At 64.6% G+C, this 12349-nt stretch carries 11 protein-coding genes; 2 read left to right on the forward strand and 9 right to left on the reverse strand.

The features are described from left to right. Nucleotides 1-241 precede the first annotated feature (241 nt). From ccoP to ccoN, 4 genes are read right to left on the reverse strand one after another with little or no spacing between them, the layout of a single operon-like run. The gene (gene ccoP / locus GU920_RS05155; RefSeq protein ID WP_161765871.1) at nt 242-1123 is read right to left on the reverse strand and encodes a cytochrome-c oxidase, cbb3-type subunit III; all 882 of its coding nucleotides are present in this window, start codon (nt 1121-1123) and stop codon (nt 242-244) included. Nucleotide 1124: 1 nt separating this feature from the next. Beyond that, nucleotides 1125-1331, reverse strand: coding sequence for a cbb3-type cytochrome c oxidase subunit 3 (locus GU920_RS05160; protein ID WP_161765872.1), 207 nt, complete (start codon nt 1329-1331; stop codon nt 1125-1127). A gap of 12 nt (nt 1332-1343) precedes the next feature. Then, a complete protein-coding gene (gene ccoO / locus GU920_RS05165) occupies nt 1344-2069 on the reverse strand; it encodes a cytochrome-c oxidase, cbb3-type subunit II (RefSeq protein ID WP_161765873.1) in 726 nt (241 codons plus the stop codon). Nucleotides 2070-2083: 14 nt separating this feature from the next. Next, on the reverse strand, nt 2084-3688 hold the full coding sequence (ccoN, locus tag GU920_RS05170) for a cytochrome-c oxidase, cbb3-type subunit I (protein WP_161765874.1): 1605 nt from the start codon (nt 3686-3688) through the stop codon (nt 2084-2086). Between the two features lie 204 nt (nt 3689-3892). Here ccoN and GU920_RS05175 point away from each other — a divergent pair, with 204 nt between their 5' ends. Then, complete coding sequence (locus tag GU920_RS05175) at nt 3893-4741, forward strand: universal stress protein (RefSeq protein WP_161765875.1); 849 nt, start codon at nt 3893-3895, stop codon at nt 4739-4741. A gap of 279 nt (nt 4742-5020) precedes the next feature. Here the strand turns inward: GU920_RS05175 and fnrL are convergent, their stop codons facing one another. Then, nucleotides 5021-5767, reverse strand: coding sequence for a transcriptional regulator FnrL (fnrL, locus tag GU920_RS05180; protein ID WP_161765876.1), 747 nt, complete (start codon nt 5765-5767; stop codon nt 5021-5023). 97 nt (nt 5768-5864) lie between these two features. Here fnrL and hemN point away from each other — a divergent pair, with 97 nt between their 5' ends. Next, nucleotides 5865-7220: an oxygen-independent coproporphyrinogen III oxidase gene (hemN, locus tag GU920_RS05185; RefSeq protein WP_161765877.1), complete on the forward strand. Its 1356-nt coding sequence runs from the start codon at nt 5865-5867 to the stop codon at nt 7218-7220. 37 nt (nt 7221-7257) lie between these two features. Here the strand turns inward: hemN and GU920_RS05190 are convergent, their stop codons facing one another. The 4 genes from GU920_RS05190 to GU920_RS05205 are packed head-to-tail and all read right to left on the reverse strand — an operon-like array spanning nt 7258 to nt 12348. Beyond that, nucleotides 7258-8481 carry a glycosyltransferase family 4 protein gene (locus tag GU920_RS05190; protein ID WP_161765878.1) on the reverse strand — a complete coding sequence of 408 codons (1224 nt, stop codon included), beginning with the start codon at nt 8479-8481 and terminating at the stop codon, nt 7258-7260. Next, a complete protein-coding gene (locus GU920_RS05195) occupies nt 8478-10073 on the reverse strand; it encodes an ABC transporter ATP-binding protein (RefSeq protein ID WP_161765879.1) in 1596 nt (531 codons plus the stop codon). The genes GU920_RS05190 and GU920_RS05195 overlap by 4 nt, the downstream gene beginning before the upstream one ends. Continuing rightward, the gene (locus GU920_RS05200; RefSeq protein ID WP_161766533.1) at nt 10070-11182 is read right to left on the reverse strand and encodes an ABC transporter permease; all 1113 of its coding nucleotides are present in this window, start codon (nt 11180-11182) and stop codon (nt 10070-10072) included. The genes GU920_RS05195 and GU920_RS05200 overlap by 4 nt, the downstream gene beginning before the upstream one ends. A 14-nt stretch (nt 11183-11196) precedes the next feature. Beyond that, nucleotides 11197-12348 (reverse strand): microcin C ABC transporter permease YejB, encoded by a 1152-nt coding sequence (locus GU920_RS05205; RefSeq protein WP_161765880.1) that lies wholly within the window; start codon nt 12346-12348, stop codon nt 11197-11199. Nucleotide 12349: the final 1 nt, after the last annotated feature.

Genomic DNA, 12349 nt, shown 5'->3' on the forward strand with positions numbered 1-12349 from the left:
CCTTGACCTGCATCAAACCCGGATCAGACCTGCATCTTTGTCGCAGATCGCCCGGCAGGGCAGCGGCGCAGCGCCAAGAATTTCCAAGGGAAATTCTTGGCGCTGCGCCCTCAGAAAACTTTGCCCGCAAAGTTTTCTGCCCCCCGCCCGGAAATTCTTTCCAAAGAATTTCCGGGCTTGGAACGAAAAGAGGCGGGGCCAGTCGGCCCCGCCCTGTCCCGCACCTGCGGGGGCGTTGTGATCACTCCCCGCCGCCGCGCGAGTGGACCCAGGCCGCGACCGCGCGGATCTCGTCCTCGGTCAGCCGCCCGGCCCAGGCGGGCATCACCCCAAAGCGCGCATAGACGACCGTTTCCTTGATCTTCTCGCGGCTCCCGCCATACAGCCAGATCGCATCGTTCAGCGCGGGCGCACCTTGCGTGGGATCGCCCTCGCCCGCTTCCATATGGCAGCCCGTGCAGTTGTCGGCATAGACCGTGGCCCCCTCTGCTGCCAGCGCGGCATCATGCGCCTGTCCCGAGATGGCCAGCACATGTTCCACCACCGCGTCGATCTGGGCATCCTCCAGCAAGCCGTCCACGCCGAATTTCGGCATCTCCGAATAGCGGGCGTCGGGATCGGTCGTGTTGCGGATGCCGTGGGTGATGGTCAGATGGATATCCTCGATCGTCCCGCCCCACAGCCAGTCATCATCCAGAAGGCTCGGATAGCCCTTGCCTTCCACCCCCGCCGCGCCCGACCCGTGGCAGGTTGCGCAATTGGTGCGGAACACCGATGCCCCCGCCGGTTCGGCATAGGCCATCAGCGTCTGGTCCGCGGGGATCGACGCCAGCGGCGCCGCCACAAGCTGCGCCTTGATCCCGGCATTGGCCTCGTCAAAGCGCTGGATCTCGGCGGCCACATCGGCGCGGGTGCTGGCGCCCAGCACCCCCGGCGTCGCCCCGCTGATCAGCGGCCAGGCCGGATAGGCGATCATGTAGCCCACCGCCCAGACAATCGTGGCGTAGAAGGTCCAGACCCACCAGCGCGGCATCGGGTTGTTGAATTCCTCGATCCCGTCCCATTCATGCCCCGTCGTCCCGACCGGTTCGCTGGGCTTTCGCGTCACTTGCTTGGCGCACATCTCACGCCTCCCTCTCGCTCGGGGCCGGGGCATCGCGCCCCGCGTCGGCCGGTTTCATCTCGTGGCGGAAGATCGACGCCGCCGCCGCATCATGCAGGGGCCGGCTTCCGGGCCGGAAGGCCCAGACCACCACGCCCAGAAAGATCAGCGTCAGCGCCACCAGCGCCCAGCTGTCGGCGAACTCTCTCAGAAAGCTGTAGGTTTCCATGCCCCACCCCCCTTACCGGCTCGCATCCGGGGTGAAAGTCGAGAAATCGACCATCGTCCCCAGCACCTGCAGATAGGCGATCAGCGCATCCATCTCGGTCAGTTGCGGCTGGCCGTCGAAGTTCGACACGTTGGCCTTGGCATAGCGTTCCTGCAGCCCCGCATAGTCGCTGTTCGGGTCCGCCTGCGCCAGGAAATCGGCCACGGCGTTTTCCATCATGGCGTCGTCATAGGGCACGCCCACCATGCGATGGGTAGCCATGATCCCCTCGATATACCGCCCGTCCAGATCGCGGTTCAGCAGATAGCCGTATTTCGGCATCACCGATTCCGGCACCACGCTTTGGGGATCGGTCAGGTGATCCACATGCCAGGCGTCGGAATAGCGCCCGCCCACCCGGGCCAAATCCGGCCCCGTGCGCTTTGATCCCCACTGGAACGGATGGTCATACATCGATTCCGCCGCGAGGCTGTAATGACCGTAGCGCTCCACCTCGTCGCGCATCGGGCGGATCATCTGGCTGTGGCAGACATAACACCCCTCGCGGATATAGATGTCCCGCCCCGCCAGTTCCAACGGGCTGTAGGGGCGCACGCCTTCGACCTTTTCGATCGTGTTCTCCAGATAGAACAGCGGCACGATCTGCACGATCCCCCCGATGGTCACCACCAGAAAGGACAGGACCAGAAGCAGGGTCGCGTGGGTTTCAATCGCCTTGTGCTTGTCAAGAAAAGCCATCTCTCCTGCCCCCCTCACTCGGCCGGAACAAAATTGTTGGCATTGACGGGCGCCTTGGCGGGCTGCGCGCGCACCGTCATCCAAAGGTTGTAGGCCATGATCAGCGCCCCCAGGAGGTACATCCCCCCGCCCAGGCCGCGCACCACATACATCGGGAATTTCGCGGCCACCGTGTCGGCAAAGGCGTTCACAAGGAACCCGTTCGCATCCACCTCACGCCACATCAGCCCTTCCATGATGCCGGTCACCCACATCGACGACGCGTAAAGAACGATCCCGATCGTCGCCAACCAGAAATGCCAGCTCACCAGCTTCAGGCTATACAGCCGCTCGCGGTTCCACAGCCGCGGCGTCAGGAAGTACAGCGCCCCGAAGGTGATCATCCCGTTCCAGCCCAGCGCGCCGGAATGGACATGGCCGATGGTCCAGTCCGTGTAATGGGACAGGGAATTCACGGCCTTGATGCTCATCATCGGGCCTTCGAAGGTGGACATGCCGTAGAAGCCCACCGACACCACCATCATCCGGATGATCGGATCGGTGCGCAGCTTGTCCCATGCGCCCGACAGCGTCATCAGCCCGTTGATCATGCCGCCCCAGCTTGGCATCCACAGCATGATCGAAAAGGTCATGCCCAGCGTCGATGCCCAATCCGGCAGCGCGGTATAGTGCAGGTGGTGCGGACCCGCCCAGATATACAGAAAGATCAGCGCCCAGAAGTGGATGATCGACAGCTTGTAGGAATAGACCGGCCGCTCGGCCTGTTTGGGGATGAAGTAGTACATCATCCCCAGGAACCCGGCGGTCAGGAAGAAGCCCACCGCGTTATGGCCGTACCACCACTGGATCATCGCATCCTGCACGCCCGCCGTGACCTGCACGGATTGCGACGAAAAGATGGACACCGGGATCGCAAGGTTGTTGCCCACATGCAGCATCGCAATCGTCACGATGAAGGCCAGCAGGAACCAGTTCGCCACATAGATATGCGGCTCCTTGCGGTTGATCAGCGTGCCCATGAACACCGCAAGGAAGGACAGCCAGACCACCACGATCCACCAGTCGATATACCAGACGGTTTCGGCATATTCCTTGGATTGCGTGCCGCCCAGAACATAGCTCGTCGCCGCCAGCACGATCATCAACTGCCAGCCCCAGAACACGAACCACGCCAGATTGCCCCCCCAAAGCCGCGCCGCGCTGGTGCGTTGCACGATGTAGAAAGACGACATGATCAGCGCATTGCCGCCAAAGGCAAAGATCACCGCGCTGGTGTGCAGCGGGCGCAGGCGGCCAAAGTTCAATATGCCCTGCGCCCATTCAAAGTTCAGCGCCGGAAAGGCCAGCTGAAAGGCGATGAACACACCCACCAGAAAGCCCACCACGCCCCAGAACGTCGTCGCGATCACGCCCGCGCGCACCACGTCATCCATGTATTCGTTGGGCCTGGCCCGCTTCGGCTCGCCCATCCTGCGCAGCGTCCACAGGAATGTGCCCCCCGCGGCCAGCATCACCACCAGCGCATTGACCTGATAGGCCAGATCATGCGCGTAGTTCGTGGCGATGGCGGCAAACAGCGCGATCAGCCCCAGCACGATCAGTTTCGTGTAATCCCACATTTTGCGTCCCTTCGTCTCGTGTCCCGCCGCGCATGGATGTCTCCGGTCACGCGGGGCCTCTTGCGACTGTTCCGCTTTTGCAGCGCCCGGCCGTCCCATGCCTTGATCCATGTCAACGTTCAGCGCCGTCCGGGTTGACCTCCGTCAAGGACACCCGCCCCCGGCCCCCCCTAGACAGGTGTCATCCAAAGGAAGGAGGCACCCATGGCCTACAAATCCCTGTTGACCGTCGCGACCGATCCAGATCGCTGCGACCTTGCGATTTCGGGCGCCGCGCAGATCGCGCTGGCCCATGACGCGCATCTCGACATCCTCGCCCTTGGCGTGGATCGCACGCAGGTGGGCTATTCCTATGTGGGCTCGGGCGCCGTCATCCTCGCCGCCGCGGCCGAACGCGCCGAACAGGATGCCCACACGATCGAGGCCGCCGCCCGCACCTCGCTGGCCCGGCAGGACCGCGCCCTGCGCCACGCGATGGAGGCCGCGATCACCCAGCTTGGCGCGCTGACCGATCTGGTGGCGCAACGCGCGCGCTTTGCCGATCTTGTGGTCCTGCCCCGGCCCTACGGCCCCGATCTGGGCCCCGAGGCCGAAGCCGTGGCCGAGGCCGCGCTGTTCGAAGGCCATGCCCCGGTCCTGATCCTGCCCGACACGGGCGGCAGCCGCGCCGCCGCCCCCCGCCGCATCCTCATCGCCTGGAACCAGAGCGCCGAGGCGATGGCCGCCGTGCGCCAGGCGCTGCCGCTCCTGAAGCAGGCCGATCTTGTGACCATCACGGTGATCGACCCGCCGCATCACGGGCCGGAACGGTCTGATCCGGGCGGGCTTTTGTGCCAGATGCTGGTGCGCCACGGCGTCAAGGCCGAGGTGACGGTGCTTGCCCGCACCCTGCCGCGTGTCTCGGACGTGCTGGCCCGGCAGCTGCGCGATACCGATGCCGATCTTCTGGTCATGGGCGCCTATGGCCATTCCCGCTTCCGCGAGGCGATCATGGGCGGCGCCACGCGCAACATGCTGGAACAGGCCGAGGTGCCGGTGCTGATGGCCCATTGATCCGCGCCGCGCGCCCTGCCCCGGCAGGGCGCGCGGCGCACTTACACGTCAGCAACCAAGACATGCCCAGATGGCAGGGCAGGAAAGACCGCCGCATCACCGGCAGGCGGTCCCACCCGCCAATTCGTGCGCCAAAGCACCGTTAACCACGATTAGCCACCCATATCTGCCGAAATCTGTATGCACACTGTATGCACACACGGCTGCACAGAAAGCTGCACGCAGGGTATACACGGAAGTCGGGAAAGGCAGTGAAATTAAACTATTTATTTCATAAGCTTAGTTCAGATAACCGCCATCGCTGTCATCGCCGGTCTGTTCCATCAGCCGATCAAAATCCGGCACGATCACATGCCGCTTGCCTTCCAGAGTGATCACACCGTCCCGCTTCAGCGCGCTGATCTGGCGGCTCACCGTCTCCAGCGTCAGGCCAAGGTAATCGGCCATTTCCTCCCGCGTCAGCGGCAGGTCAAAGACGATCCCCCCCTTCGCCGATTTGGGCTTCAGCGCCGCATCCCGCCGCGCGATGATCGCCAACAGCGACGCGATCTTCTCCCGCGCCGTCTTGCGCCCCAGCAGCAGCATCCATTCCCGCGCCGCATCCAACTCGTCCAGCGTCATCTCCAGCAGGCGCTGCGCCACATGCGGCGTGGTCTGCATCATCTCTTCAAAGGGTTTCTTGCGGAAACAGCACATCACCAGATCGGTGGTCGCCGTCACGTCATAGGCCGCCGTTGCCCGCCCCGGGCGCCCCACGAAATCCGACGGTAGCAACAGCCCCACCATCTGCCGCCGCCCGTCCTCCATCGTCTGGGTCAGCGTGGCGATCCCCGTCACGACCGAAGCCACGAAATCCATCCGGTCGCCGGACCAGATCACCGTCTGCCCCGCCTCATAGCTGCGGTAGTATTTGATCTGCTCCAGCCGCGCCAATTCGTCCGCCTCGCAACGCGAACAGACGGCGCGATGTCGTATCGGGCAATCACCGCACTGTTGAGACACCGCCTGCAGGTCATGATGTGCCATGGCCAGCCCTTCTGTCCCTCGCCCCCGCGATCCCGCACCCTTGCAGGGTTTGATCTGCATCAAGGCTCTTGTCTTCCCTAACGATCACGCTAGGGCAATGACACAGGAATCGCAACTCACCCGTTTCGGACTCTTTGACGCGCGGGTTCCGCGCTATACCAGCTATCCCACCGCGCCCCATTTCGCGCCGGGCGTGGATGCGGCGCGGTTCGTGGATTGGGTGCAGTCCATCCCCGCCGGATCACGGATCTCGCTCTACCTGCACGTTCCCTTCTGCCGCAGGCTCTGCTGGTTCTGCGCCTGCCGCACGCAGGGCACCACCTCGGACGAACCCGTGCGCGCCTATGCCGCCACGCTGCGCGCCGAAATCGCGCTTCTGCGGCGCCACCTCGCCCCCGGGATCACGCTGTCGCGCCTGCACTGGGGCGGCGGCACGCCCACGCTCCTGTCGGCCGATCTGATGCGCGACCTTGCCGATACGATCCTTGCCGCCGTCCCGCTGGGGGCGGGTGCCGAATTCTCGGTCGAGATCGACCCGAACGAAATCGACGCCCCCCGCCTCGACGCGCTCTCCGCGGCAGGCATGAACCGCGCCTCCATCGGCGTGCAGGATTTCGATCCCGAAATCCAAAAGGCCATCGGCCGCGAACAGGGCTATGACCTCACCCGCCGCGTGGCCGACATGATCCGCGACCGGGGCATCCGCAGCTTGAACGCCGATATCCTCTACGGCCTGCCGCACCAGTCGCGGGCCCGCATCGCGAATTCGGTGCAAAAGCTCCTGACCCTGTCGCCAGATCGCGTGGCGCTCTATGGCTATGCCCATGTCCCGTGGATGAGCCGCCGCCAGCAGATGATCCCCTCCGACGCCATGCCCACCCCGGAGGAACGGCTCGACCTGTTCGAAACCGCCCAGCAACTGTTCACATGGGACGGCTATCAGGAGATCGGGATCGACCATTTCGCCCGGCCTCAGGACGGGCTGGCCATCGCCGCCCGCACCGGCCGCCTGCGCCGGAATTTCCAAGGCTATACCGATGACACCGCACCCGTGCTGATCGGGCTGGGCGCCTCCTCCATCAGCCGCTTCCCGCAGGGCTATGCCCAGAACGCCTCTGGCACCGCCGACCATACCCGCGCCATCCGCGCGGGCCACTTTTCCACCCATCGGGGCCATGTCTTCGCGGGCGAAGACCTGCTGCGCGCCCGGATCATCGAGGCGCTGATGTCCGATTTCCGCGTCAGCCGGGCCGAGCTTCTGGCCCGATTCGCCACCACGGCCGACAGGCTCGACACCCTGTTCCGCAGCGCCGCTGATGCCTTCCCCGGCATGGTGGACGTCACACCCGACGGCCTTGCCATCCCACCCGGATCGCGGCCCCTGACGCGCATGATCGCCCGCGCCTTCGACGCCTATGACCAGTCGCGCGCCCAGCATTCCGCCGCGATCTGAGCCGTGATCTGCCGGGTAGGATGGGCCGCGGCCCATCCTACGGCGCGAAGCGCTCCACCATCGCCACCATGCGCGGCAGGCAGATGCCGCGCAGGTCATAGCGTTCCACCACCGTGCGCCGCGCCGCCGCGCGCAGCGGCGCGAAGCGCGCGGGATCGGCCAGCGCCGCGGTCATGGTCCTTGACCAGCCCGCGATGTCGAAGAAATCCACCAACAGCCCGTTCTCGCCATGCCGGATCACCTCGCGCACCGGGGCGGTGTCGGACCCGATGACCAAGGCCCCCGCCGCCATCGATTCGAGCATCGACCAGGACAGCACGAAGGGATAGGTCAGATAGGCATGCGCCCGGCTGACCTGCATCAGCGAAACGAAAGTCGGATAGGGCACCTTGCCCATGAAATGCACTCGGGCCAGATCGAGCCTGTCCCGGACCTCATCCAGATAGATGTCCTTCCAGCGCCGCCCGTCCTTGGGCGCCGGGCCATAGCTTACCTCGTCGCCCCCCACGATCACCACCTGCGCTTGCGGGCGCGCCGCCAGCACATCGGGCAGCGCCCTGAGGAAGCTGTGATAGCCGCGATAGGGTTCGAGGTTGCGGTTGACGAAGGTCAGCACCTCTTCGCCCGCCCGCAGCACCCGGCCATCCGGCAGGGTGACCTGCGCCGCCGGATCCGGGCGCAGCGCGGCGGTATCCACCCCGTCAAAGATCACCTCGATCATCCGCCGCAGCGCGGGCGGATAGGTCGAGGCCTGCCACTCCGTCGGCGACACGCCGGCATCGGCATGCAGCATCGCCTGCCCCAGATGCGCCGCCCGCCCCTGCGCGATCATCACCTGATCGAACCCGGCCTCGCCCGCCTCAGGGTCAAAGCCCACATCGGCCCCGCGCCCCTGATAGTAGAACTCGGCATAGACGATCAGCTTCGCCTCGGGCCAGACCTCCTTGAGGAAGAGCGTCTCGCCCCAGCCGGAATGACCGAAGATCACGTCGGGCACATAGCCCGTCTCCTTGCGCAACTGCAGGCAGGCGCGCGCCACGGTGACGCCCCGGTCGCTCTGCAGCGTGTAGTTGCGGCCCAGTCGGCACGCTGCCGGGTCCACCTTGGGCGCCTGATGGCGATAGCGCAGGGTGCGGATGCCCGTCTCGCGCTTGTTGACGGTATCGGTCAGCGCCAGCACCTCATGCCCGCGCCGGGCCAGTTCGGGCGCCAGATGCAGGAATTGGCCGGGAAAGTTCTGGTGTACGAAAAGAACCTTCAAAGCGCCCGCTCCCCGAAGGCCGCAGCCATCAGGGAACGCGTATAGGCACTTTTCGGCGCGCCAAAAACCTCATCCGCTGCGCCAGATTCGACCACATCACCCGATTTCATCACCAACACCCTGTGCGACAACGCCTTCACGACCCGCAGGTCATGGCTGATGAAGATATAGGCCAGACCCCACTTGCGCTGCAACGATCGCAGCAGATCCACGATCTGCACCTGCACCGTCATATCCAGCGCGCTGGTCGGCTCATCCAGCACCACCAGCTTGGGCCGCAGGATCATCGCCCGGGCGATGGCGATGCGCTGGCGCTGCCCGCCCGAAAACTCGTGCGGATAGCGCCCCATCCATGCGGGATCGAGACCCACCTCCGCCATGATCTCGGCCACCATCTCGCGCCGGTCGCGGCCCGGCTCCAGCCCGTGCACGCCCAACCCTTCGGCGATGATCTGCTCGGCGGTCATCCGGGGCGACAGGCTGCCGAAAGGATCTTGGAACACCACCTGCATGTCGCGGCGCAGGGCGCGCAGCGCGGCACCGTGCACATCCTTCACCTCGCGCCCCAGAAAGACCACGCGGCCCTCTGACGGCGTCAGCCGCAGCACGGCCAGCGCCAGCGTCGTCTTGCCCGATCCGCTTTCGCCCACGATCCCCAGCGTCTCGCCCGCCCGGACGGACAGGCTGGCCTCGTTCACCGCCTTCACATGGCCCACGGTCCGGCGCAGGAACCCCTGCTGGATCGGGAACCAGACGCGCAGCTTTTCGGTCCGCACCACCTCGACCGCGTCCGCCGCCACCGGCTCGGGCGCACCCTGCGGCTCTGCCGCCAGCAGCTTCTGCGTGTAGGGGTGCTGCGGATTGGCGAAAATCTCCTTGGCCGCGCCCTGTTCCACGATCTCGCCGCCCTGCATCACGCAGACGCGGTCCGCGATCCGGCGCACGATGCCCAAGTCGTGGGTGATGAACAAAAGGCTCAGGCCTTCTTTCGCCTTCAACTCGGCCAGAAGATCCAGGATCTGCGCCTGAATCGTCACATCCAGCGCCGTCGTCGGCTCATCCGCGATCAACAGCTCCGGCCCGTTGGCCAGCGCCATGGCAATCATCACCCGCTGCCGCTGCCCCCCTGACAGCTGGTGCGGATAGGCACCAAGGCGGCTTTCGGCATCCGCGATGCCCACCTTCTGCAGAAGATCCACGATCCGCGCCCGCGCCGCCGCACCCGACAGGCCCTGATGCAGCGCCAGGGATTCGCCCAACTGCCGCTCGATCGTGTGCAGGGGATTGAGACTCGTCATCGGCTCCTGAAAGATGAAGCTGATGTCATTGCCCCGCACCCGGCGCAGCTCGGCCTCGGACGCGCCCACCATCTCGCGCCCCAGATAGCGGATCGACCCGCTCACCTCGGCACTGTCGGGCAGCAGCGCCACAGAGGACAGCGCAGTGACCGACTTGCCCGATCCGCTTTCGCCCACCAGCGCGACCGTCTCGCCCTTGCCGACGGTGAAGCTGACCCCCTTCACCGCGTGGATCACCCGGCCATCCTGACCAAAGCGGATGTTCAGCCCGTCTACCTCCAGCACCGCGGTCATCGGAAGGTCTTTCTCGGGTCAAAGGCATCGCGCACGCCTTCGAAGATGAAGACGAGCAGGCTCAGCATGATGGCGAATGTGAAGAACGCGGTGAAGCCCAACCACGGCGCCTGCAGGTTCTGTTTGGCTTGTTGGGTCAGTTCGCCAAGGCTGGGCGCGCTTTCGGGCAACCCGAAGCCAAGGAAATCCAGCGTGGCAAGGCTGCCGATGGTACCCGTGATGATGAAGGGCAGCATGGTCAGCGTGGCGACCATCGCATTGGGCAGCACATGGCGGAACATGATCACCGCATCCGACACGCCCAAGGCCCGTGCCGCGCGGACATATTCGAAATTCCGCGCCCGCAGGAATTCTGCCCGCACCACGCCCACCAGCGCCGTCCAGCCGAACAACACCATCAGCCCCACCAGCAGCCAGAAATCCATGGTGAAGATCGCGGCCACGATGATGATGATGTAAAGGCTGGGCGTCGCGCCCCAGATTTCGATCACCCGCTGGAAGATCAGGTCGGTCAGACCCCCGAAATAGCCCTGCACCGCCCCCGCCGCGATGCCCACGACCGATGTGATCAGCGTCACGATCAGCGCGAAACTGACCGAAAGGCGGAAACCATAGATCACCCGCGCCAGAACGTCGCGCGCCGTGTCATCGGTGCCCAGCCAGTGGTTGGCATCCGGCGGTGAAGGGGCCGCGCCCGGCAGATCGTTGATCGTGTTGTAGCTGTAGGGAATGATCGGCCAGACGATCCAGCCTTCCACGAATTCCGGGTCCACCTCGGCCCGCGTCCCCGCCTCGACCTGCGCGATCACGCCTTCCGGATCGTCCCAGCAATCAAGGCTTCCGCCCGATTTGATCAGACAGCGCACCTCGACATCGGAATATTTCGCCTCGGTTCGGAAATCGCCGCCAAAGGCGGTTTCGGGGTAAAAGGTCATGAAGGGCGTGTGCAACTCGCCCCGATAGCTGACCAGCAGGGGGCGGTCATTGGCGATCACCTCGGCGCAGAGCGTGATCCCGTAGAGCACGAGGAAAATCCACAGCGACCAATAGGCCCGGCGGTTGGCCTTGAAATTGCGCCAGCGGCGCTGGTTCAGCGGAGACAGTTTCAGCGACATGGCGGCCATCATGTCCCCCGCGTGCCGAAATCAATCCGGGGATCAATCCAGACATACATCAGGTCTGAAATCAGCCCCATCAGCAGCCCGATCAGGCCGAAAAAGAACAGCGTGCCGAAGATCACCGGATAATCCCGCTCCACCGCCGCGCGGAACCCCAACTGCCCCAACCCATCCAGCGAAAAGATCGTCTCGATGATCAGGCTGCCGCCAAAGAAGACGGATACGAACAGCGCCGGAAAGCCCGCGATCACGATCAGCATCGCATTGCGGAACACATGGCCATAAAGCACCCGGCTCTCGCTCAGGCCCTTGGCGCGGGCGGTCATGACATATTGCTTCTTGATCTCGTCCAGAAAGCTGTTCTTCGTCAGCAGCGTCAGCGTGGCAAAGCTGGATATGGTCGATGCGATCACCGGCAGCGCGATGTGCCACAGGTAATCTGCCACCTTGCCCAACATCGACAGGTCTTCCCAATTGTCCGACGTCAGCCCCCGCAGCGGGAAGATGCGGAAATAGGACCCGCCGGCGAACAGCACCAAAAGCAGGATGGCGAACAGGAAGCCGGGGATCGCATAGCCCACGATGATCGCCCCGGATGTCCATGTGTCAAAGGGCGTGCCGTCCCGCACGGCCTTGCGGATGCCCAGCGGGATCGAGATCAGATAGGCAATCAGCGTGGACCACAGGCCCAGCGTGATCGACACCGGCATCTTTTCAAGCACGAGATCGACCACTTCGATCGACCGGAAATAGCTCTCGCCGAAATCGAAACGGATGTAGTTCCACATCATGATGAAGAAGCGTTCCGTCGCCGGGATCATCTCCTTCTGACATTCCGGTGCGGTAACCGACGGCGCACCGGTAAAGCCCTCGTCACAGACGATGCGGGCAAAGCCGAACTGCACCTCAAGCTGCGCCAGAAACTCGGGCGGCAGGCCGCGCGCGCCGATATAGCCGTCATCCTGCCCCTGTGACCCGGACCCGGCATCGCCGCCGCCCGACACGACCTCCATCGCATCGCCATCGCCTTCCAGCCGCGCCGCCACCTGTTCGATGGGGCCGCCCGGCACGAATTGCGTGAGCGCAAAGTTGATGACCATGATCCCGACGAGGGTCGGGATGATCAGCAAAAGCCGACGCAGGATGTAGGCGCCCATT

This window comes from Paragemmobacter ruber (genome assembly GCF_009908315.1).
Taxonomy (GTDB): domain Bacteria; phylum Pseudomonadota; class Alphaproteobacteria; order Rhodobacterales; family Rhodobacteraceae; genus Paragemmobacter; species Paragemmobacter ruber.